Annotated in this window: 28 protein-coding genes; 7 read left to right on the top strand and 21 right to left on the bottom strand. The window is 37.8% G+C overall.

The window, feature by feature from the left end:
- Positions 1 to 42 precede the first annotated feature (42 nt).
- The gene (rpmG, locus tag CRI88_RS17390; RefSeq protein WP_036128616.1) at positions 43 to 192 is read left to right on the top strand and encodes a 50S ribosomal protein L33; all 150 of its coding nucleotides are present in this window, start codon (positions 43 to 45) and stop codon (positions 190 to 192) included.
- A 336-nt stretch (positions 193 to 528) separates the two neighbouring features.
- On the opposite strand, the gene CRI88_RS17385 is transcribed toward rpmG, so the two are convergent.
- The 4 genes from CRI88_RS17385 to CRI88_RS17370 all read right to left on the bottom strand — a co-directional run bounded on the left by CRI88_RS17385 (position 529) and on the right by CRI88_RS17370 (position 2,912).
- Positions 529 to 1,266: a hypothetical protein gene (locus CRI88_RS17385; protein ID WP_257982953.1), complete on the bottom strand. Its 738-nt coding sequence runs from the start codon at positions 1,264 to 1,266 to the stop codon at positions 529 to 531.
- Between the two features lie 8 nt (positions 1,267 to 1,274).
- Positions 1,275 to 1,556, bottom strand: a complete 282-nt coding sequence (locus tag CRI88_RS17380) for a hypothetical protein (protein ID WP_036128620.1) — start codon at positions 1,554 to 1,556, stop codon at positions 1,275 to 1,277.
- Positions 1,549 to 2,121: a hypothetical protein gene (locus CRI88_RS17375; protein WP_036128622.1), complete on the bottom strand. Its 573-nt coding sequence runs from the start codon at positions 2,119 to 2,121 to the stop codon at positions 1,549 to 1,551. The genes CRI88_RS17380 and CRI88_RS17375 overlap by 8 nt, the downstream gene beginning before the upstream one ends.
- A gap of 152 nt (positions 2,122 to 2,273) precedes the next feature.
- Positions 2,274 to 2,912, bottom strand: a complete 639-nt coding sequence (locus CRI88_RS17370) for a BMQ_0737 family morphogenetic spore coat protein (protein ID WP_036128625.1) — start codon at positions 2,910 to 2,912, stop codon at positions 2,274 to 2,276.
- Positions 2,913 to 3,147: 235 nt separating this feature from the next.
- Here CRI88_RS17370 and CRI88_RS17365 point away from each other — a divergent pair, with 235 nt between their 5' ends.
- Together CRI88_RS17365 and CRI88_RS17360 are read left to right on the top strand one after the other, a co-directional pair.
- The gene (locus tag CRI88_RS17365; protein ID WP_058843894.1) at positions 3,148 to 4,323 is read left to right on the top strand and encodes a hypothetical protein; all 1,176 of its coding nucleotides are present in this window, start codon (positions 3,148 to 3,150) and stop codon (positions 4,321 to 4,323) included.
- A gap of 167 nt (positions 4,324 to 4,490) precedes the next feature.
- A complete protein-coding gene (locus CRI88_RS17360) occupies positions 4,491 to 5,105 on the top strand; it encodes an exosporium glycoprotein BclB-related protein (protein WP_058843893.1) in 615 nt (204 codons plus the stop codon).
- A gap of 82 nt (positions 5,106 to 5,187) precedes the next feature.
- On the opposite strand, the gene CRI88_RS17355 is transcribed toward CRI88_RS17360, so the two are convergent.
- The 13 genes from CRI88_RS17355 to CRI88_RS17295 form a co-directional block, all read right to left on the bottom strand.
- The gene (locus CRI88_RS17355) at positions 5,188 to 5,700 is read right to left on the bottom strand and encodes a YfiT family bacillithiol transferase (RefSeq protein WP_036128632.1); all 513 of its coding nucleotides are present in this window, start codon (positions 5,698 to 5,700) and stop codon (positions 5,188 to 5,190) included.
- Between the two features lie 79 nt (positions 5,701 to 5,779).
- A complete protein-coding gene (locus CRI88_RS17350; RefSeq protein WP_082673706.1) occupies positions 5,780 to 6,436 on the bottom strand; it encodes a hypothetical protein in 657 nt (218 codons plus the stop codon).
- Positions 6,437 to 6,803: 367 nt separating this feature from the next.
- On the bottom strand, positions 6,804 to 8,357 hold the full coding sequence (locus tag CRI88_RS17345) for a BCCT family transporter (RefSeq protein WP_058843891.1): 1,554 nt from the start codon (positions 8,355 to 8,357) through the stop codon (positions 6,804 to 6,806).
- 117 nt (positions 8,358 to 8,474) lie between these two features.
- Positions 8,475 to 9,245 (bottom strand): alpha/beta hydrolase, encoded by a 771-nt coding sequence (locus tag CRI88_RS17340; RefSeq protein ID WP_036128638.1) that lies wholly within the window; start codon positions 9,243 to 9,245, stop codon positions 8,475 to 8,477.
- A complete protein-coding gene (locus CRI88_RS17335) occupies positions 9,242 to 10,024 on the bottom strand; it encodes an ABC transporter ATP-binding protein (protein ID WP_036128674.1) in 783 nt (260 codons plus the stop codon). Before CRI88_RS17335 ends, CRI88_RS17340 begins: the two co-directional genes overlap by 4 nt.
- A 29-nt stretch (positions 10,025 to 10,053) precedes the next feature.
- Positions 10,054 to 11,085 carry a FecCD family ABC transporter permease gene (locus CRI88_RS17330; protein WP_271911233.1) on the bottom strand — a complete coding sequence of 344 codons (1,032 nt, stop codon included), beginning with the start codon at positions 11,083 to 11,085 and terminating at the stop codon, positions 10,054 to 10,056.
- Positions 11,078 to 12,085 (bottom strand): FecCD family ABC transporter permease, encoded by a 1,008-nt coding sequence (locus CRI88_RS17325; RefSeq protein ID WP_058843890.1) that lies wholly within the window; start codon positions 12,083 to 12,085, stop codon positions 11,078 to 11,080. Before CRI88_RS17325 ends, CRI88_RS17330 begins: the two co-directional genes overlap by 8 nt.
- Positions 12,086 to 12,247: 162 nt before the next feature.
- Positions 12,248 to 13,228 carry an ABC transporter substrate-binding protein gene (locus tag CRI88_RS17320; RefSeq protein ID WP_058843889.1) on the bottom strand — a complete coding sequence of 327 codons (981 nt, stop codon included), beginning with the start codon at positions 13,226 to 13,228 and terminating at the stop codon, positions 12,248 to 12,250.
- Between the two features lie 203 nt (positions 13,229 to 13,431).
- Positions 13,432 to 14,262 (bottom strand): helix-turn-helix domain-containing protein, encoded by an 831-nt coding sequence (locus CRI88_RS17315; protein WP_058843888.1) that lies wholly within the window; start codon positions 14,260 to 14,262, stop codon positions 13,432 to 13,434.
- Between the two features lie 10 nt (positions 14,263 to 14,272).
- A complete protein-coding gene (locus CRI88_RS23020) occupies positions 14,273 to 14,404 on the bottom strand; it encodes a hypothetical protein (protein WP_255358797.1) in 132 nt (43 codons plus the stop codon).
- Positions 14,394 to 14,738, bottom strand: a complete 345-nt coding sequence (locus tag CRI88_RS17310) for a DinB family protein (protein ID WP_231745010.1) — start codon at positions 14,736 to 14,738, stop codon at positions 14,394 to 14,396. Before CRI88_RS17310 ends, CRI88_RS23020 begins: the two co-directional genes overlap by 11 nt.
- An 18-nt stretch (positions 14,739 to 14,756) precedes the next feature.
- Positions 14,757 to 15,326 carry a nucleotidyltransferase family protein gene (locus CRI88_RS17305; protein WP_058843887.1) on the bottom strand — a complete coding sequence of 190 codons (570 nt, stop codon included), beginning with the start codon at positions 15,324 to 15,326 and terminating at the stop codon, positions 14,757 to 14,759.
- 203 nt (positions 15,327 to 15,529) lie between these two features.
- On the bottom strand, positions 15,530 to 15,895 hold the full coding sequence (locus CRI88_RS17295) for a nuclear transport factor 2 family protein (RefSeq protein WP_036128648.1): 366 nt from the start codon (positions 15,893 to 15,895) through the stop codon (positions 15,530 to 15,532).
- 119 nt (positions 15,896 to 16,014) lie between these two features.
- Between CRI88_RS17295 and CRI88_RS17290 the strand changes: the two genes are divergently transcribed.
- Positions 16,015 to 16,506 (top strand): SRPBCC family protein, encoded by a 492-nt coding sequence (locus CRI88_RS17290; protein ID WP_058843886.1) that lies wholly within the window; start codon positions 16,015 to 16,017, stop codon positions 16,504 to 16,506.
- 25 nt (positions 16,507 to 16,531) lie between these two features.
- Here CRI88_RS17290 and CRI88_RS17285 read toward each other — a convergent pair whose 3' ends face one another.
- The 3 genes from CRI88_RS17285 to CRI88_RS17275 form a co-directional block, all read right to left on the bottom strand.
- Entirely contained in the window at positions 16,532 to 17,287 is a 756-nt protein-coding gene (locus CRI88_RS17285; RefSeq protein WP_058843885.1) for a hypothetical protein, read from the bottom strand.
- A gap of 73 nt (positions 17,288 to 17,360) precedes the next feature.
- Positions 17,361 to 18,992: a ribosomal protection-like ABC-F family protein gene (gene abc-f / locus CRI88_RS17280; protein ID WP_058843884.1), complete on the bottom strand. Its 1,632-nt coding sequence runs from the start codon at positions 18,990 to 18,992 to the stop codon at positions 17,361 to 17,363.
- A gap of 344 nt (positions 18,993 to 19,336) precedes the next feature.
- Positions 19,337 to 19,699 carry a hypothetical protein gene (locus CRI88_RS17275; protein WP_080717174.1) on the bottom strand — a complete coding sequence of 121 codons (363 nt, stop codon included), beginning with the start codon at positions 19,697 to 19,699 and terminating at the stop codon, positions 19,337 to 19,339.
- 132 nt (positions 19,700 to 19,831) lie between these two features.
- Here CRI88_RS17275 and CRI88_RS17270 point away from each other — a divergent pair, with 132 nt between their 5' ends.
- The 3 genes from CRI88_RS17270 (at position 19,832) to CRI88_RS17260 (ending at position 22,085) form a co-directional block, all read left to right on the top strand.
- On the top strand, positions 19,832 to 20,689 hold the full coding sequence (locus CRI88_RS17270) for an endo alpha-1,4 polygalactosaminidase (RefSeq protein WP_058843883.1): 858 nt from the start codon (positions 19,832 to 19,834) through the stop codon (positions 20,687 to 20,689).
- Positions 20,690 to 20,803: 114 nt separating this feature from the next.
- On the top strand, positions 20,804 to 21,277 hold the full coding sequence (locus CRI88_RS17265; protein WP_170829875.1) for a DUF2243 domain-containing protein: 474 nt from the start codon (positions 20,804 to 20,806) through the stop codon (positions 21,275 to 21,277).
- 13 nt (positions 21,278 to 21,290) lie between these two features.
- Complete coding sequence (locus CRI88_RS17260) at positions 21,291 to 22,085, top strand: cytochrome c oxidase assembly protein (RefSeq protein ID WP_036128662.1); 795 nt, start codon at positions 21,291 to 21,293, stop codon at positions 22,083 to 22,085.
- Positions 22,086 to 22,098: 13 nt separating this feature from the next.
- On the opposite strand, the gene CRI88_RS17255 is transcribed toward CRI88_RS17260, so the two are convergent.
- Positions 22,099 to 22,611 carry a DNA-deoxyinosine glycosylase gene (locus tag CRI88_RS17255; protein WP_036128664.1) on the bottom strand — a complete coding sequence of 171 codons (513 nt, stop codon included), beginning with the start codon at positions 22,609 to 22,611 and terminating at the stop codon, positions 22,099 to 22,101.
- Between the last annotated feature and the right edge of the window lie 4 nt (positions 22,612 to 22,615).

The following is a 22,615-nucleotide window of genomic DNA, read 5'->3' as shown; positions in this document are numbered from 1 at the left end:
CGTTTAAATCGTAACGATTACTATTTAAAAGGAGGGTCATACATGCGTGTTCAAATAACACTAGCCTGCACTGAAACAGGTGATAAAAACTATATAACGACTAAAAATAAACGCAATCACCCAGAAAGATTGGAGCTTAAAAAATACTCCCCTCGCCTGAAACGCGTAACAGTCCATAGAGAAACAAAATAATTTTGCAATGGGATAAATTTGGAGTAGTGCTGATGCATTTATTGAGTGGATTTCTCTATTGTTGGAGCAGGGGCAACATCGTATGTGCGAGGTTATCTAATCTTGGAGCAGATGGGGCTTTCTTTAACACCAGTTTCCACACTTTGAGAGCGCTGTTGGCAAACCTTTGAGCGACATACTCTATTTTGAGAACGAAGTTTAGCTCTTCTCGAGCGGAGCTCAAGCAGCTTTCCCTTCCATCAAACGTAGCACCTCCAACATCCCTTCCAATCGAGCAACTAAAAAATGACTGTTTCAAAGGTATACATTTTGAAACAGTCATTATAAAATTTTCAGCTATACTTGCTTTCTATTGATTTCTAAAGCTAGCTCGTTCAATTTTTGATCTAATTCATCGAGCACCCTTAATCTGAAATTTATTTGTTCATCTATCTGGACTTGTTGCTTTATCGATGAGCTACTATCATCAGTTTGATTTTTGAATTCAACTAATTCATGGGTTAATCTTTCAATTTCTAAATTTTTCATCTCCAACTCTCTTAATAGTTGCTGTTGAAGGCTGTCCGCTTCTACTTTATCCCTATGATATGTTTCTAGCGCCTCTATAATATGCTTCATTTGTTTACCTGTTACTGTTGTATAGTCGCTTATTTTTTTATCTAGACCTTCAATAATAGCTTTATCATTTGTCTCAATCGAAGCTTTATGTGAGACTTGAACACTGTTCTTCAATGACTTATTTTCAGCTCGCAATTCGGCAACTTCCTTTAATAATGCTTCTATGGATGCAATTTGTTTTTTTCTTTGTCCTTCTCGTTTTTGAATTTCTTCATCGTAGGCTTGAAGCTCTTTGTCAAAGTCTCTTTTCAACTTTAATAGCTCCATCGAAAGATCTTTTCTTAGTCTTGTTAATTGTATATTTTCTCGTTCGAGCCGCAGAACTAAAGCATAATAATCACTATCTCTAAGCCTTTTCACTTCATTTTTATACTTGGCTAATTCGGCCCTTAAAAAAATAATCATTTGTTGGAGCTGTATCGGATCATTGTTTTTTACAATATCATTGTCCATCATCACACCCCCTAGCCAGAATACCTTTTTAGTAAATCAACCACCTCTTCAAACTGCATTCTACTTTCCTCTAGTATTTCATCCAACTGCTTTATCCACTCCGCTTCTTGTTGTGGATGTTGTGATTGTTCAGCATCACTCTTTTCGCCTAAGACAAGAGAGGCGATTAATAAATGTAATGTACTTTTTTCAAGAAATGCAAAGCTATTATCCTGTTCATTACGGCGACTTAGTTGCTCCTTCAATAATTGATGGAGCACACTACCAAACTCTTGTTTTTCATTTTCACTCATTGTCTTCCTCCTGTGTTTGGCCCATTCCATTGAGATTAATCGGATTTAAAACGACAATACCATCTGTAAGCTGATCGCAATATGTAAAACCCATAATAGTGCCTGAATATGGTAAATTATGTGACCATTTTATTTGAAAATTAGTAAATGAAATGGTTTCATTCGGTTCGATTATTGATTTTCCTACGGGTTTCAGCCAGTACTCCTCTTTGCTTAATTTATCGTTAAAACGTTCCCAGTTGCTCTGTCCCTGTGTCTTAAAATTTGGCGTAAAATTTTCATGAACATATCTCCCAGAAAAGTAAAATGGCGATTCCTTCGGTAATGTTATACACAGATAGGGGTTTGTAATGGCTGTACTACCGATATTGTGAATATGATAGGAGCCTAAACATAAACTTTCTTGTTCAGGGTCATAAGAAATATTGAACGAGGTTGTAAAATAACTAATGAGGTTGACTCTGTTTGGAATGGTCAGCCCCTCGACCAGCTGTTTAATTTCATAAACATAAGCGTTTGTTTGTTCTTTTAATTCCTGTATCTTGTCTTCTACACGATTTTTCACTCCGTACCTCCTTACTATTTTCCATCATTTGTGCCTAGGCGTAATGGTATCCAGATTATTTTGGAAATCTGCGACATCCGCTGACTTAAAATAAAAAAAAGAGAGGATTATCCTCTCTTCATGATATGACTTTCCTCTATTTGTTAGCACCGTTAACCTAAAGTTGGGAAAATAATAGGGCACTGTTGTGGACGAACTGCAGTTGGACATGAGAATGGTAAGTCTGCTCTTGGTTCGCAGAAAGTTGCTAAGAATTCCACAGTAACTGGGAATGTAGACTGAATGCTTTGACAAACGGCAACAGTAATTGTTAACGCAGAAAACGTAATTGTACCTGTTCCAGCTGCAAGTGTTCCAGTTGTACATACGAAGCAATCTAAATCTGTGTATAAGATTTCAACATCTGTACCTTTAGGAGCACATAATGTCACTTGCTCACAGCGAGAAACTGGAATTTCAGCACTTGTGAAAACAGTACCATTAGGTAAAGTAACGACAATCGTTAGAATGAAGTTCTTTTGAATATTTAAATGTTGCAGACAAACAGTTGATCCATCAATAGAGAATTGACGATTCTCACGGTTCAGGATCACAATTGGGTTTGTAGCAGCTGGAATTACTCTACATGTAACAATTGCACCAGTTAAGTCAGTCGTTGGTGTTACGCCTGGGAATGTAATTGCTCCAGTAGGAGAAATATCAAATGACATTTCTTTTACAATCCAGTCATATACCTTATCGACATTTATACAAATTAGTTCCTGCGCCTGGGATGGCATATGCTCTTGCATCCTTTTGACACCTCCATAAAATTTTTATCTTTCGTTTGTAGCATATGTTTTTCAGCTATAAGTGCATGGGCTAACAAATAGTTCCTTATGATATTTGTTAAAATCAGCAAAGGATCATTTTTTCACACACTTTCTTCTTTATAGGAAGACTAAAATGTTGAAAGGACCGGTATATTTGTAACAGAAAGTCAATATTTTTAATAAACTAATAATGGACTGAAAGGGGTGAACTACAATGGAAGAGTCAAAATTGTATACCACTCAAGAAATTGAAAAATTAAAGCAAAAAATTGAAACCTACAGAGAATCGTTAACTTCATTAAAGATGGGAACGTCAATTGAAGATTTCCTTTATATGCAGCAGGAGTTTGATGGACTGAAAACACAAATGGCCCATTTAGAAGGGATCACAGAGACATTAGATAGTAAACAAAATTCGTATATAAAAGGCTATGATGACCAAATAAAGCTTCTTTCAACACAGATTGAATCTTTGAATCAAACCATTGAAGGGATGAATCAAGAGATTTTAGCGGTTTTAAACAAATTATTAACAGTTGAAGAAAATGATACAACAACCATTCCTTCCTCCATTGAATTGCCTTCTCAAACTTCGGCTACTCTTTTACCTAGACAACCTAGAATGGCTCAGACAACAGATCAAACGACGATTACATCAGCACAGCCCTCTTATAGACTACTGCAAAGTTTGGCAGGTAAAGCTACAAACCACCAACTAAATGTAAATAATAGCGCTCCTTCTCCTGGCAATGATCTACAGGCAACTAAGCCTGAAGAGCGACATTTTAATCAACAATATTTTCAATCAATTAATACGCACCCAAGCCAAATATACAATGGTTTATACAGAAACACGACAGTTGAATCCACCTTCCATTTTAAAAATGCCACGGATGCAAAGGAAGTTCCAGTAAGTATTTATGACCCATCTGCTGTACAGCCTACTTCAAGTGATGAAAACATCGAGAATAATTCTTCTATTGTTCATGAATCGGTTAGCATTGGAACGGAAATAGTAGACGATCCTAGCGAGGTTATGCATTCTGAAAAAGAGGATAACAATCTTGAGTTTTCCCAAATATCTAAAGAATCGTTTGAACAAGTTATTTCGGAATTGCCTAGCGAGCCTGTTAGTCAAGATATTACAGCAATAGTTAGCGAACCTCTCGACCAAGTCATTTCAGAAACAATAGCTGACCCTGTTGACATTTATCATTCTCCTTCTTTAGAAACAGAGGAGTTTGTTGAAGTGTATCAAACCGGAGCAGCTTATGAGGTTCATTCGTCCCTTGAAGAGGAGAATACGCATCCTGAATCTGTAAATAAGCCGATTGAAGAAAATAAGAAGGGAAAGAACTCATTTTTCGATTTCTTTAAAAGATGGAGTTAACTTATTTATTTTTTACATCCACTATGTATTTACACACATAGTGGATGTCTTTTTGTTTCCAATAAAAACTGTCTTTTAAGAATTCATCGAATTTGTAGGTTTAGAAGATAATTGCCCTTAACCCCCAATCTGAACTGAATAGAATAATGAAGAAAGGGGGTGTAAAAATGTGTTTTAATAACTCAATGTGTGGCTGTTCAGGTAACGGTCATGGAAATGGTGAATGTAGTGCACTTGGACCTTTTGTAGCGATTGATGCAGCATGTATTACTCCACCAGTAGCAACAGGCTCACTCATCCCATTCGCTTCTGGAACAGTTCCGGTTATACTAGTATCACTTGCTACAGGTTTAGTGGATACAGTAAGCCTTGTGGGATTCGGTACATCTATTCCAGGCGTATCCCTTGCAGGTACTAATATCGATTTATCAGCATTAGTTGGAACAGAAGCTTTTTCTGTTTCTAGAGCAGGTTCCATTACATCTATTTCAGCTACATTCTCTGCAACTATTGGTGTAACTATAATAGGCTCGGCAACAGTTAGAGCACAAGTTTATCACGCGGTAGCAGGAAGCAATGTCTTCACTCCTACAACAGCATTTGTTGACTTAGCACCAGCTCTTTCAACAGTAGTTCTAGGTACTCTAGCAAGTGGTACAGCAAATGTTACTCCAGTACCAGTATCTGCAGGTGACCGTTTATTAATGGTGTTCTCCGCTACTTCGACAGGAGTAATTGCAACTCTTACTGGTAACGCTAGTGCAGGCATTACTATCGTATAAAATATACTATAAAGTTAAGCAAGCAAATAAGTGATTTCCAGTAACTAGGAAATCACTTATTTCTTTCACAAAATACTATTCTTTAGTTCGTCAAAGCATGCTGAATATGAGCCAAATGATGCTTACCGTGCCATGCATAGAGACCAATTGCATGTTCCAATGTTGTTAGCCCTGAATCAGGATGATGAAAGGCTCTTTGTAATTGTTCCTCCGTTAAGCTTGTCAGTAAATAAACCCAACGTTCATGTAAATTTTCAATTAAATTAAAAGAAGTTGCTACTGGCATTTCAGAATCTGGTAATTGTGCCCATTCCGCTTCATTATATGGCTTAATGGTTGGGACATCCTCTGTTAGCGCTAGCTTAAAACGGATATAGCTATTCATATGACTATCGGCAATATGATGGACTAGCTGTGTAACTGTCCAGCCATTTTCACGATAGGATTTAGCCAATGCATGCTCGCTTGCACCACTTAATGCTTCCGCCAGTTGTTTTGGTAATAAACGAATGTCTACAATCCATTCCTGTACTCGCTGTGGAGTCATTTCTTTTGGGAATTGAAATTGTCCAATAGGGTATCGTAGATCTGTCATAGTGCTATCTCCTCCGTTTCTATTCTCTTACTTTTCCATGGTACCATTAACAGTATTGCCTATTAAAATAGAAATTGTTTTATAACGTTACTTCCATTTGCTTCTTTACGACCTCAACCAAAGCCCTTAGTGGATGAATAATTGTTTGAGCGGTCTGCTCTTCAAATTGTCTTGCCGCATCCATCATTGAGAGCTGAGCTACGGAGATGGCCTTTTGCTCACTCATTAACTTATGTAGAGCTTGTGAAATAGCATCATTATAAGCTTTCTTTTTCCCTTGCATAATGAGATCAAATGTCCCCTTGATGATTTTTGCCTCAACATTTACTGATTTCCCATGCTGCCTAGCATATTGGTGAAGTCTTGCCATCGTTCCTTCTACTGTCGCAGGATTTGTAAAAAGAATAATTTGAGGCTGTTGCACATTACATATGCTTTCAAAAAAAGGCTCGTCAATCTTTATAATGGGTATCGAGGCATTGAACACAGCCTCATTCTCTAATAAAGCAATATAATTTGTACACGTTATTAACATCGCATCCACATCACAGCTAATAATCCATTCTATTTGCTCCTTAACCTTATATGCTACACCATCACTACCTTTCGACACATGCTGTAAAACGCCAGGATCTACAAAATGAAGCAACTCTAAATCTTCCTCACTTTGAAAAGCTTGCTCTATGTACTCTATATTTGAATGATGAGCATGCAAGCAGCCAAGTTTTTTCATCAATTGTCCCCCCTCTTTCCATTGCAGCTATAGCTAGCTGCTCTCCCATTTCTTCATTCGTTACAACATTACCCAACGAGCAGTATAATTCAATATTTCGTAGAACACTTATACATACTTTACACTAAATTCTTTTTTTGATTATATTAGTGCATATTCAATTGACTCTGTCGTTGCACTCAGTGTACTAGAGCTTTTTCGTACTCTTGCAAAGCCTGTAGCATCAACTTATATATTCATTGGTGCATCCTTTATCTCTGCTAAAATTACCTTCATAGCTCAACAACTCTTCAATCACCTTTCTTCATATATTTAAACAAAAAGAAACCGTATTATGCACGAATACGGTTTACTGCTTTAATTTTTTTCTTTATTTTTTTGTTTCCTTTTCAATATGCTTTCTTGCTATTTTTAAACGTTGAATGTCCTTTTTCTTCAGAGGAATAACTTCATCCTTCATCATTTTAATGTATGAAAACATGAGTAACAGTAAAATCACGGTAAAGGGCAATGCGGCAATTAACGAGGCGGTTTGCAATGCTTCAAGCCCTCCTGTGTACAATAAAACACCTGAAATTGCAGCCATTAAAATACCCCATACTAGCTTCGATAATATTGTCGGATTTAAAGAACCTTTTGTTGTCATACTTGCCATAATGAATGTGGCGGAATCGGCAGAGGTAATTAAAAATATAACGATTAACAGTATTCCAATTACAGAGGCAAGCGTTGAAACTGGCAAGTGTTCTAACAACTGGAATAGGGCAACAGTTACATCATTATGAACAGATTGAGCGATTTCTGCATCTTGATGTAAATCAAACCACATAGCTGTTCCACCGAATGTGGCAATCCAAAAGCAAGCAATAATAGGCGGAATAATTAATACCCCTATAATGAATTCTCGAATGGTTCTCCCCTTGGATACACGAGCAATAAAGGAGCCAACAAAGGGTGACCAAGCGATTGCCCATGCCCAGTAAAAGATTGTCCAATCCTTCACCCAAGTTCCCCCAACATATGGCTGCATTCTTAAACTGTATTGAATAAAGTTAGAAATGTAATCACCTATCGCTAATGTAAACGTCTCAAGTATGAAAATCGTTGGACCTGTAATAAAAACGAATAACAGTAAGACAATCGCTAAGGTCATATTGACATTACTCAGAATCTTCATGCCCTTTTGAAGTCCTGTCGTTGCAGACAACATATAGCCAATAAACATGATAAGAATAATGGCTACTTGCAAGATAAATGTATCCGGCAAACCAAAGACGAAAGTCAAACCTCCGTTCGTTTGTAGCACGCCAAGCCCTATGGATGTGGCTACCCCCATAACTGTAGCAATGACCGCAAGAATATCGATCGTTCCTTTAACGACTCGATTTGTTCCCGTTATAGGCTCTAAAGCGGTAGAGATGAGCATATTTCTTTTTTTATTGAATTGAACATAGGCCATAACAAGCCCCAATATGGCATAAACAGACCACTGGCTTAATCCCCAATGAAAGAAGGAATAACCCATTGCCAATCTGGCTGCATCCGTTGAAAGAGGTTCTGTGTCACTAAAGGGTGGTGAAAAGTAATGACTCATAGGCTCAGCCACGCCCCAAAAAACCAGTCCGACACCTAGTCCAGCTGAAAAGAGCATGGAAATCCATGTTAGAAAACTAAATTCTGGACGACCATCTTCAGATCCTAAGCGAATGGTGCCATATTTGCTAATCGCCAAGCCAAATAGAAAAATAACGATAATAAAGACTGCCATTAAATAAAACCAACCAAAATAATCCGTTGTCATATGAAATACGCTGTTTGCTACGTTCTTAAATTTTTCCGGTATCGTTGCTCCGATAATGACTAAGAGTAAAATTGCCCCACTAGAAATAAGAAATACTGGGTTCTTTAAAATTTTATTTTGCATACAGCGCCTCCATTTATCCCAGACAGATGACCAAATTTCCTTTATTATGCGTACAATTCAAGTATTTTATTAATGAAAAAAGAAACCGCATTATCAAAAGACAATGCGGTCTACCTATTATTGTGTTTTCTGCATAAAACGAATTGCTCTACTCATAACAGTTGGTACGATAGAGGCATGATTTTCATCTAAGGCCTCATAAAAATCAACTTCCATTATTTTTTCTAACACCGTTGCCATTTGTCGTGCATCATCCACCATAAAGGTTTCAAGTTCACCTGCGCTAATAAACAATGTTTCATTCATATCTTGATGCTCGTTCAAAAATACTGACGCACATTGTACTAATTCGTGCTCATTCCACCAAATAGAAGGGCTAATAGCTAGATAGCGTTGGAAGCTAGATTGATGGTGAAATAGTTGCCAAAGCGTAAAATAACCGCCTAAGGAGTGACCAAATAATGCTTGCTGAGTTTTATTTACTGGATAATGAGCCTCAATTATTGGCTTTAACTCTTCCTCTATAAAGCGGCTAAAATCTACTGCTCCTCCAAGCTTTTCATGACCTTTTCCTTTAAATCGTGCGGGATAGATATACGTCTCTGCTGGCGCTGTAAAATCGTAAAACCTTCTTTCACGCATATCATCACCATGTTCAATGCCCACAACAATGGCTGGTTGAACTCCTGTTTTCGGTGCATTACGACTTTGTAGACGCACGGCTTCCTTTACAAGATTAAAATAAGATGAGCCATCTAGTACATACAACACTGGAAAACCTTCTTCTGGTGCTTCCTCATTTGGTACAAAGATATTAATCGTATACGTATAATCTGTCAATTTTGAAGTTATTTGTTGTGTAGCATACTCTATTTTAGCTGTACTCATTTGTTGTCCTCCTTCAAAATGTCATAGCCATAGCACACAGGTGTATTCGTTACAGGATCTTCCATAATGCGAGCATCAATATTAAATACTTTGCGCATCACCTCTGCACTTAAAATTTCCTGTGGCGTTCCAGATTGCATAATAACACCTTTGCGCATCGCAATAAGATGATCTGAATATCTGGCAGCGTGGTTAATATCATGTAGAACCATCACAATTGTACAGTTGTGCTGCTCATTTAAACTTTTGACAATATCCAATACTTCTAACTGATGTGCCATATCTAAATAAGTAGTAGGTTCGTCCAACAACAAAATATTTGTTTCTTGTGCTAATGCCATCGCTAGCCATACACGCTGACGCTGTCCCCCAGAAAGCTGTGCAAGCTCCCGATTGCGATACTCCATCGTATTCGTGACCGTTAACGCCCACTCAATCATTTCCTCATCCTTATTCGTTAAACGATTGACGTTGTTTCGATGTGGATAGCGACCATACGCAATTAACTCCTCCACTTTTAACTGACCTGGAGCAACAGGTGTTTGAGATAATATGGCTAATTTCTTGGCTATATCTTTCGTCGATAAATTTTGCATGTTTTGCTCCTGCAAATAAACCGTCCCTTGTTGCTTTTTTAAAATACGTCCAATCGTCTTAAGGAGGGTTGATTTACCGCAGCCATTCGGGCCAATGATTGTTGTCACTTTGCCCTCCTCTATCGTTAAATTTAATCCCTCAAAGACACGAACCTGCTCATAACCAGAAGCCAAGTTTTCCATTCTAAATGCAGTTTGCACATCTTTTCCTCCTATGCCTTAGATTTCACCAGTAAATACAAGAAATATGGAATCCCAATAATTGAAACAACAATTCCAACAGCTAGCTCCGATGGTGCAAATACGGTTTTGCCGATAAAATCAGCTAAAATTAACAAACCTGCACCAATTAACGCACTCACGGGCATGACATAACGATGCTGAATACCAACAAGTTGCTTCGCAATATGTGGTGCCATTAAACCGATGAAACCAATACTTCCTGATACGGATACACAAGCACTAACAAGACCGACACTGGCTAATAAAAGCTTCATTTTCTCCTTTTCAACCGCAATCCCTAAACTCGTGATGCTATCCTCTTCAAGCTGAAAATAATCCAGTAAATACGATTTCCTATGCACATAAATGCCTAAGATGACAAGCCAAGGAATCATCGTTAGTACAAAAATCCAATTCGCATTATAAATTGAACCTGCCATCCAAATGGCTGCTGATTCAAAATCTTGTGCACTCATTTTTAAGGATAAGAACAGGGATAAAGCTCCGAACCCACTGTTAATGGCTATACCCGTTAATATTAATCGTTGCATATCGAGATGACCATTTTTCAAAGCAAAAGAAAAAATCAGGATAGCCGCAATCGTTCCACCGATAAAACCGAACAATGGCATCATTAAAATAGACAGCCAGCTGCTCATATCTGCACTCACTAGCTTTAATTGAAAGAAGAACATAAATATGACGACTGCCGCACCTGCTCCTGCATTTATCCCTAAAATACCTGGGTCTGCTAGTCCATTACGTGTAATACCTTGTAAAACTACTCCTGCCATTCCTAAGCCAATGCCAACGAGTCCGGCAATGACGATTCGAGGTAAGCGAAATTCAAAAATAACAAGGTCAAATTTAGAATTTGGCTCAATACGCAATAGTGTTTTGATAACATCCATTACAGACATATCGAAAACACCATTTGTAATATGTAGATAGCTCGCAACTAAAATCAGTAAAACAAGCATCGACATAGTCAAAAAGAATACACTTGAGGTATTTTTACGCACGTTTTTCACCTCCGTGCTTACGAACTAGATATAAGAAGAATGGTACACCAACCAATGCTGTTAGGACACCAATTGGCGTTTCAAATGGATAATTGACAACACGACTTAAAACGTCACAGAGCGCTAAGAAAAAGGCACCAATGACAGCCGCGCAAGGAATAATATAGCGATAATCAACACCAACAAGGAAGCGTGTAATATGTGGTATGACTAACCCTACAAAGGCAATTTTTCCTACTAGGGCTACTGCTGTCCCTGTCAAACATACTACAGCTAGCATGCTAATAATACGCACTGCTTTTGTTTTCTGCCCTAGTCCCATGGCAATATCTTCACCTAGTGAAGTAATGGTAATTGCTTTTGCAGATAATAGAGCCAAGACTAATCCTGTCAAACCAAACGGAATAGAAAGGACGAGCATATCCATATCTACCATATGTACCTTTGTGTTATACCAAGCACTTACTGTTTGTGATACTTGGAAATACATAGCAATCGCTGTAGCAATACTACTTAAAAATGTACCAATGACCGTTCCTATAATGGCTAGCCTTACTGGTGATAGACCATTGCGAATTAACGAGCCAAAACCAAAGACAATCCCTGCCCCTAATGCAGAGCCTAGCATTGACAATAAAATCATTTGATAATTTGGTAGCCCTGGAAAAAAGACGATAGCTAATGTGATGACAAATGCAGAGCCATCATTGACCCCCATTAACGAAGGAGATGCTAAATAATTTCGTGTAATCCCCTGCATGACTGCTCCAGCTACTGCTAAAAATCCTCCAACTAGCAATACAGCGGCTACTCTAGGAATACGTCCTGTCCGTATAATTTGATGATCAACATTAGATGGATCGAATGCTGTCATTGACTGCCACACTGTCATTGCACTAATATCTTTAGTTCCATACAGAACGGAAACGAGTGCTATAAGGGCAATCAGGAAAGGAGATACCGCTAATATTGAAAATGACACGATGTTTGTTTTTTTCAACTTTCACACCTTTTTCTTTATCCATTTCGCGAAACACAATGTCGATTACTCAGGTGATATACCCTTTGGAAAACAACTACCTTCAATGAAAAAATACGATATCTTACAAAAGGCTGGTAATAGCCCGGTGATATCACCAAATCTACTACCAGCCTGTTTATCTTATTTAAGTAATTTTTCAGCTGCGGCATCTAAAAATTTCACCTTAGACCAAGCAGTACCACCTTGTGCTAATGGCTCAATTGTGTTGACGAAAACTTGATTATTTTGTGCTGCCTTTAAGCTAGTGAAAATTGGATTCTTTTGTAACTCCTCTAACGCTTTTGGAGAATCCGTATTTTCTGATTCCTCAAATTGAAGGAAAATGGCATCTGGGTTTACTTGCGCTAATGTTTCAAGTGATAATTCAGCTTGTGCTTTTGCAGTTGTTAAAATTTCTGGAACTGGTGCTCCTAAATCTTCATATAGTACAGGGTTTAAATACACACCTGCTGGATAGATGTACATTACGCCACCGCGAACACGAATGATTAACACTTGCTTATCTGCTAATTGCTCTTTGGATTTCACTTGTGCATCAGCAACTTTTGCTTCATAGTCTGAGATGATTTTCTTAGCATCCTCTTCTTTATCAGCTAACTGTGCAAGCAATGTTAAATTTTCCTTCCAGTTTGTTGAAATATGTGAGTATGGAATCATTGTTTGAATTTTATTCAACTTTTCAGCCGTTTCTTCAGGGAATTTCGAAGTACCCACGATTACATCAGGGTCCAGATTAAGAATGGCTTCTGCATTTGGCTCCATTTTATTTCCTACAAGTGTAGCACCTTCAAAATCTGATGCTAGATAAGCAGGAATTTTGCCACCAACTTCAAGTACACCGGCTGGCTTAATACCAAGCATTGCAGCATCTTCCATAGATTCAAGACTTGCAGCGATAATATTGTTCACTTCTGCTGGAAGCTCATATTTCTCACCTAAGTACGTGATTGTCTGTGTTTTAGATTGTTCAGTTTGTGATTCCGTTGCACTTGTTTCTGCTGTATTAGTAGTTGACGTAGACTCCTCTGCCTTATCTGTTCCACATGCAGCCAAAGATAATGCTAAAAGTGCTGGAGCACACATTTTAAAATATTTATTCATAGATATTCTCTCCTAACGAGCTCATATTGATAATGATAATCGTTTTCATATGTATGTCAATACATAATTGATACTCATTATCATTTACGGATACTATCCTAACAAAGTGAAAAAAGATTGTGAATGGACGATTTCGAAAATGACATGGATTTTTGCCGATTTCATCAAAAAAAAACTGCTTCTTTTTTATGAAGAAACAGTTTTTATATATAGTTAGCTTCCTCCATTTTTTCCTTTCGGTATGCTGAAGGTGACAAGCCCGTACATTTTTTAAAAACTCGGCTGAAATAAAAACAATCTACATATCCGACACATTCAGCTACTTCTGCTACAGGAATCACATCATACTCGAGCAATTCCTTTGCACGTCGTATACGATATTCTGTTATATATGTGCTCGGATTCATGCCTGTATGCTGCTCAAACAAATAAGCAAAGCGGCGACGCTCAATACCAAATTCCTTAGAAATATTTGATACGGAAAGTTGCTCCACATAATTTTCATGTATATACTGTAATGCCTGTTCCATTAACTCACTGGCACTATCTAGAACCTTCATTTTTGCCGCTAAAAGAATATTCTCCAGCAAATTCATAAATAAAGTCTTAGACTTAAATATAGCCATATTCCCCGGAAAGGAATAGCTTTCTATCAATTGCTGAACATGACTAATAATTTGCGTATTAAACCCTGTATTAATTAAAAAATGTTGCTCTGAAAGTGGAAAAAGAGCTACTTCCTCTGTTGGTAGACTGTAGTGAACGACTGCATACTCCCAACCCTTGTGGCCCGTCGCTTTCACTTCGATTGGCATTTGAGGCCCTGCGTGGACAATCATTCCAGGCTCCATCACATAGGGAGTTCCATTAAAGCTAAAGATTGCACTACCTGCAAGGGGAACAACTAATCCACACTTTTCTGGTGCTGTTGTTCTGCCTCTATCAACTTCACCAGGTTCCATTTTTTTAGTAAACACATCTGTAAATTTTACAGAAGCATGTGCAAAATAATCAATTAAATATTTGATATCCATAGGCAAACTCCTATACCTGTATAGCTTTCTGAAGCTGTGAAAAATGATGTACATCGTGATTGATTAATCCTACAAAATAGTCCACAATTGTCAGCTCCGACTGCCCAATTGTAAACGACTGCTGCCATTGCTCATCTGTCAATTGTTGTATGGCCTGAAGTAAAGGACTCCTCGTGGAAAATAAAATCTGTCAATGTTGCAAGCATAGGCTGTTCACGACTTTTTTTAGCTGCCATCTTATTCAACTGTGCTGCATCAGGTCCTGTTGGTAAAGGTTCCTCTGTAAAAAGAAAAGGAAGTCGATGATTCAAGACAAATTCATCCCATGACGGAAGATGTCCGATGACCTCAGCAACTGACCATTTTTCAGGTTCGATCGCCATACGCCATTGATTCTCCGATAGTCTCCTCAAATCATTTATCCAGTCAATTGATCTTTCATCATGTTTGATGATATAGATTTTATCTCGTTGCAATGGACTCCCCTCCTTTTTTTACTGAAGATTAATTTCTAATTTTGGCCAACTTACATGCCATTTCTTTTGAAGAATTCTTTGGCGATAAATTGTATAACAATCCTTATTTTCGAGGAAGAATGGTGTCGGCTCTACAATGACAGCTCCTAAATGCCTAATGCCATATGGTGCAGCAATTTCTAGTGAATCATCTATTAATTTTATCCCAATTGCCGTTGGGATTTCAGGAAAATGAGCGATTCCATCGACAGCAGATTGATACGGCTTACTACCATTTAGCACATGCATTCTTGCCTGATTTTTCACAGACCACGGCTCATTTGGAGATATCTTTCTAAGTTTCTGTTCATACTGTTTTTCTATGTCTTCTGCTAAATTGATTTTATCAAAATATATCACATCAATATCAGCAATTGGTGTTCTTTCTTCTTTTTCATGAAGATAATCCCATACCATGGAACGAATGACCCCAGCACATACCCACCAATCGGGGAGTTGCAATGTATTGATTGTTGATAAAATATTCATCATCCAATCATCTGCTACTATTAAATTTCTTAGTTCTTCCTCCGTTTGTAGTAATCTCACTTCATTAGCCTCCAATTTATATACCACAGTTATATAAGGGCTGTTCAGCTCACATGTGTCCTCATCTTTGGAAGCTGTACAGGTGCATTTATTGGCTCCCAGTTAGGTTTCCTAGCACTGCCAAATATTCCGTTAAAAGTAGCTAAAATACTACTAACACTCATTATTTCATTGTTGTTTGTCCAAGTCGCATTGAAAATAATTTAATAGGCACCACTCAAATGTTCATGAATTAACTTCCATTCATCGTTCACCCAAGTAAAAATATTTGTTGCTCTACCACTACCTGATACAAATTTTTCGTTATGATAACCTTCATAGTGATATGTATAAAGACAGGTAGCCGTCTTTTCATCAATTGTTAACCATTTTACATTACTAGCCGAGTAAACCTCTTCTTTAATGACATGCCACGCATGCTTGAAGTATGCCTCAATCTCTTCTATAGTTGTGCATGTTTTATCAGAAAACCAATAAACCGCTTGTGGATGCAAAATTGCCTTTACTTCTTTAAAATCATGCGTATTTGTTGCTTGTATATAACGTTCTAATGCCTGTTGATGTGTCATTATTTCTCCCCTTTTTTAACAATATTATCCTAAAATTTCATGATTGTCGTGTGATTTTTTGCTCTAACAGCCTATAATGAAGATAAAACTCTAAAGGCGAAGAATTGAGGAGGAAGCTGATGTTAGCAACTATTGAAAAACAATCTAATCGTCATGTCGTAAAGTACAAACGACCGTTACCACATTCAGTAAACGCCGTTTGGGAAGTGATTACTACCAATGAAAAATTGCAAAAATGGATGAGTAATCTTGAAATCATTGATCTACGTAAGAATGGTAAAATGCGTTTTAATATGAACGATGGAACAAATACCTATGAGGAAATAGCTATAACAGATTATATAGAGAAAAAGGTACTCGAATTTGATTGGGGAACAGATTCAGTGAGATTTGAATTGTCTTCTACAGACAATGGCTCATTATTGCTTTTTGCAGAGACTTTGCACGAGCTAACGCAGCACACTTCAAGGGATTTAGCAGGGTGGCATATATGTCTTGATCTGTTAACAGATTTGTTGGATGGCATTGAACATCATAGCTTTCCAATGGAGGAGTGGCAACAACGATTCAACGAATACAAAGAACTGCTGGATAGCTATAAAAAATCCTAGAGTAACCATTACTCTAGGATCACTATTATGGATAAAAGGCAGTGGCTATTTCCAATGCTTTTAAAGGATCTTTGATCGAATCGAGTGTGTAGACAAGCTTTTCATCCTGCCACACGATTAAATTGCCTGATTGATAAACATCCAGCTGAGCCATGCCATATTGCTTAGGAATAGGCAGCATATGACTCTCTAAATATTCTACTGCCTGCTTAGCAAGTTTTACTCCTGCTTCAGGATTATCAGTTCGTGTATGCGAGGCAATGGACCATCGTCCCTCATTCCAACCAGTCCATAATGAGCCAGCACCCGCATCTTGATAACCTTTTATATTATACCCAAGGTCAATTTCTTGCCCACCATTTTGACTAAAGTTATCAAATGCAATCTGTGTGCTTGCCCCTTCTGCGCTTTTATATTGTTTGACCAACAATCTTCCAATGACAGTCGCTGAATTCTTTAATCGAATATCATTAATTGGCATATTCTCTTTGCTTTCATAAAAGATAATTTCAACTAGGTCATCATCAGTCCTTGTTGTAGCTGTTAAAAAGCTTCCTTTAGCAATGGGTAAAGCGGTTGGCATTTTTATTGGTACATTCACATGTATTTGCTCCTTTATTTGTTGAAGAGCCTCAGTCTGTGTCATCGATGTATCAGTATTAGATTGTCTTACAGATGTATCGTTCTTATTGTCATGTGCTTGATGATTAGTAGCTTGATCAGCACAAGCACCTGCTATAGTCATACTTAACAACAAAAAGAGAAATATTATTTTTTTCATCGCTTAAACCTCCATTTACCAGTTTACCTATAATCCATATTTTTCCCTGGCAACAGTTTATTTAAACGCTTAGCTATTTAAGCTCATTGATTTGCTTCGTCAGCTCGTTAAACTTTTGGTCAAGCATTGGGTAATCCTTATCCTTAGCTGTCAAAAAGCTCAGTTTACCTAATATCTCTTGTCGTTCTGTTTCAAGCTTTAAACGAAGTGCGACTGTGTCGTCTACTTGCTTCGGAGCATCTTTTCTCCATTTTTTCTTGATGTGCTGATTGTCAATCTCCCAAACGCTATTCGTTACTTTTTCTAGAAAGTATCGATCATGAGAGACGACAAGTAATGTCCCATTATATTGCGCAAGTGTTCGCTCTAACTGTTCACGCGAAGGTAGGTCAAGATGATTCGTTGGTTCATCTAAAAGAAGAACGTTTTTGTCCTCTAAAATATAAGCCATCAGTTTACACTTGACACGCTCGCCCATGCTCATCTTGCCTATAGCAGATGTCCAATGTGTTGGTGTAAATCCTAGATTCTTCATCAGATTGCGGACTTTCCCACGCTCTTCAAATGTTTCTTGATAAAAATATTGCTCTGGTGTCTGATCTAGTGGTAAATCAAATACTTCCTGTGTTAAATAACCTATGGTTGCTGCAGGGGATAGCCACACCTCTCCCTCAGCTTCTAGCTTCCCTAAAAGAACTTTTAAAAAGCTTGTTTTTCCGCTACCATTCTTTCCTGTAATAGCAATTTTATCTCCAAATTGAGCAGTGATGCTGACATCTTTCAATAACGTACGATCACCAAAAGATAAAGATAAATGCTTGCTCTCCAATAATCGCTTGCCAACACGTTGATTCGTGTTTAAAGAAAAACGAATGTCTGCTTCAGGCTCCACCGCTTCCACCCTTGCCTTCGCAAGCTCTGCCTCTAATCGCCTCTTCTTAGATTTCACTTGTGCGTCTAGCCGCTTTGCCTTCACACGATGATACTCCTTAAAGCCTTCTAGTTTTGTTGACTGTGCATGACCCTTTTGTGACCAAGATGTGAGTTCCTGCATTTGGGCCTCAATCCGATCAATGTTTTTTTGCTGTTTCTCATAGGCACGTTGCTGCGTCAATCTTCGGTGCTCTCTTTCAGCCATATAGCTTGTATAATTGCCATAATGTTCAATTAAGCTCTGTTCCTCAATAGACCAAATTTTTGTAGCAACCCTATCTAAAAAATAACGGTCATGTGAGACCACAATAATCGTTCCCTTATAGTTTTGTACTTGTTTTATAAGAAAAGCGGTACTTTGCTCATCTAAATGATTCGTCGGTTCATCAAGCAATAGAATTTGAGCATTCTGAGCAAAACCTTCTGCAAGACGCATTTTAAGTTTCTCTCCACCGCTTAAAGCTGCAAATGATCTATTGGGTACCTGCCATTTTGCCAGCAAATCAGCCTCTCTTGCAGATATTGCTGGTTTGTCAAAATGAGCTAGCTCCTGTTCAACGATTGTGATTTTTACAGCTGATAACCCTTGTATTACTCCCGCAGTTGGCAATAATGCACCTTGAATCAACTGTAACAATGTCGATTTCCCAGCACCATTTCTTCCAATAATGCCGATAACCTCACCTTGTTTTACGGTGCCTGTCACATGTTCAAATAGTAAAGTATCCTTTATTTCATAACGTACATCCTGTAATTTTAAAAGTTCCTTCATACTATCCACCCTCTCCAGTTGGAGGGACAAAAAAAATCCCTCCAATTATTTTGGAAGGATTAGTCGCTACAATATCATGCACAAATAAGCTATTGTAATAGCTATATTTATCACTCCAAAAGCAAGTTTTGGATGAGCTAAATATTAGCAACTATGGGCCAATATTTAGCTATTATTATGGAAAATGGGCAGACTAATCCTATTTTTGTTTTTCGTGAAATATAAATTTCATGTGCAAAAAATAAGATTAGTTATTCATTAGCCACCCATCTTCCCTTCATTTTTAGTTACCGTCATTGTAACACCTTTTATTAAAAAATAAAAATCTCTACTCTAGAGTAGGTTTATCTAAAACATTCATAGGAGCGAATTTGATTTCTTGAAATGGTACGGAAATACCAGCCATATCTGCGGCTCCAGCGGAAACCCGCAATGATTTCCCTTCCTATAGCAGTTGGGAAAAACCAAAAACTCCGACCAGTGTTCATCCAAATATACGTATTTCTAAACAAACAAGAACGTATACCACTTGATCCTACTCGCCATGCAGGAATCGGTGGCGAAAAACCTGGTGGTGTGCTCATGGGCATTTGTCCTGCCGGAGGAGGTCCGAAATGAGTTGGCCCAAATGACGTTGTTTCAAAATCATCATAATCTCCCCAGCCAGGTCTTCTAAAATTATCTTCTCTAAATGGATTATTGTACACACAAACCCTCCTTTTACATTACTCAATATATGTAAAAGGGCGATTAACCGTTGAGCCATTGCCCATCTATCGAAGGTAATCCGTTACCTATTAATGTATAATGAAAGGGATATTTTTCTAAAAGGAGTCCTTATGAGAAAATTACTGTTACTCTTACTAGCCATTCTTATCGCAGGAAGTATGTGGTTGCTACTTGCTCAAAATCCAGTATCTTCTTCCACTAGTATCCAAGCAAAAATTGCTGACGTGAAAGATTACAAATACTACTTAGATAAAGGCAATGCTGCCATTGGTAAGGACATGACTAAGCTTGATCTAGTGATTGTAGAACCTATTGAAATGCAGCAGAAGTATATTGACAGTGCCCAAAAAAGCGGTACTTTAGTGTATGGCTATATTAATGCAATGGAGGCAGATAAATGGAACAAAGCCCTCTACCATCAATTAAACGAAGAAGACTTTTATCGAAATAAACAAGGTGAAAAAGTGTATTTTGCTGAATGGGATTCCTATTTAATGGATATGACTTCGAGTCATTATCAAGAACTTTTACTAACGGAAATCCAGAAGCAAATTGTACAGAAAGGCTTAGACGGTGTGTTTTTAGATACGGTTGGTAATATTAATTCTTATTTACCCCAAGACGAGCAAACATGGCAAAATGAAGCCATGTTATCATTTCTCCAACAAATTAAAAAACACAATCCTGAACTATCTGTTGCTCAGAATTGGGGGTTTCAAACACTAGCTGATTATACAGCACCCTATGTTGACTTTATTATGTGGGAAGACTTTTCTTACCCAGTGGTAGGAAAAGACGAATGGTCACTCGATATGATGCAAAAACTCGTCCATATACGAGATGAATTTGGTACACAGGTTATGGCAATTAGTTTTGAAGATGCAACAAAAAGTCGTGCATTAGCTGAGAAGTTTGATTTTAAATTCTTTTATAGCCCTGCTGGTTCATACTATAACACCTGGCAGTGACGATATCCCCCACAAAAACACTACTGTTTTTGTGGGGGATTTTGTTTAAGTGCTCACCTCATGGGTAGACTAAAAGAAATTCAGCTTGAGGTGATATGATTGGGTATGACAAAGATGTACGAGGAACAAAATCATAAACACGAAAACCGCTTTCAATATAAACAACGTAATATGTGGACAGGCATATTATTCGGCCTTGGGGTTGTGGCATTTATAGATGAGGTCATTTTCCATCAATTATTACATTGGCATCATTTTTATGATAAATCTACAGCTGCTATTGGGTTAGTGTCAGATGGTTTATTTCATGCATTCAGCTTTTTCGCGACGATTGGTTCTGCTTTTTTATTGGCTGACCTACATAGAAAGCATGGATTTTGGCTAAAAAGATGGCTTGGTGGTATTTTTCTAGGAGCTGGCATATTTCAATTATACGACGGGATTATTCAACATAAATTCATGAAACTGCATCAAATTCGTTATCATGTTGATATTCTCCCATATGATGTGATTTGGAACATATTAGCGGCTCTATTAATTGTTATTGGTGTGGTCTTGTTACTCCAAACCAATCAAAAGGGACGTTAGGAGGTTGCCCGTTTTGCATTCTGCTCATGCTCAAAGCTTTCCCATTATAGTACAGCTACTAATAGCTTTACCATTTTTTATAGCCATTATTTTTTATATCGTAGCTGTCATTGTTTCGAATCAACATAAAAAACAATGGCCGCATTTTCGTACTATCTGTTGGCTTGTGGGAAATGTAAGTGCCATCGTGACACTAATCGGTCCATTGGCTTCTCTTAGTCATGTCCACTTCGCAGCACATATGATAGGGCATCTATTGCTTGGCATGCTTGCCCCCCTACTTATGGCATTAGCAGCTCCCATGGCACTCCTTTTAAGGACATTATCAGTGAATACGGCTCGTACTCTTTCTCGTACAATGAGGAATCCTTATGTTCGTTTTATTTCTCACCCAATTAATGCGTCTATTTTAAATGTAGGTGGCTTATGGTTACTCTATACGACATCACTTTTCAATCTTATGCATGAACATATACTTCTATATATTTTCATTCACCTTCACATTTTTCTAGCAGGCTATGTGTTTACCATTGCCTTTATTTATATTGATCCTACACCCCATCCATACCCTTATGTCTTTCGATCACTTATATTAGTAGTAGCACTAGCAGCTCATTCTATATTGGCAAAATATATTTATGCAAATCCTCCTCAGCATGTCCCTGTCACACAGGCAGAGCTAGGTGCCAAGATCATGTACTATGGTGGCGATGCAATTGAAATCATCCTTGTTTATATCCTTTTTTATCAATGGTTTAAAAGCACAAGAAATGCTATTCACACAAAGACAACCATTTCATCACGCTAATTCTACCTCTGACTTAAGAGGATAAATAGGATTGAATAATCCGCCAGTCCTCTAGCTTTTCAGCAAAAGATTTTATATTTTTTCCTGGGATCGGACTGGTTGATGGCATTTTTTTATAAGCTCGTTCTTCTAAAAGCTCTAGACCTATATGCTTTTTAAAAACCTCAAATGCTTTCGCTCCATTAAAGAGTACTAACTGGATATTAGGATATTCTTCAAATAAGGTTTGAAAATCATTTGGTTTTTCATTGCGAATTGCTGCGTCTAAGCTTCCTTCACGCTCACAAGTTTCAATCGTGTCCCAAAGACCGATTGCATTGTGTTTTAACAATGCGATTCTCTTTACATAATCGTCAGGAACCTCCGTCTCTAACAGCTCACTCATAATGGGCCAAAAGTGATTGCGTGGATTGCCATAATACTGTTGCTTTTCTAATGATTGCTTTCCTGGCATTGAGCCTACAATGAGCACCTTTGTTGCTGAATCTACGACTGGTAATAATACATTTTTTATTTCACTGGACACAACA

The organism is Lysinibacillus fusiformis (assembly GCF_002845985.1).
GTDB lineage: Bacteria > Bacillota > Bacilli > Bacillales_A > Planococcaceae > Lysinibacillus > Lysinibacillus fusiformis_D.
This window is presented reverse-complemented; position numbering and strand designations above follow the sequence as displayed.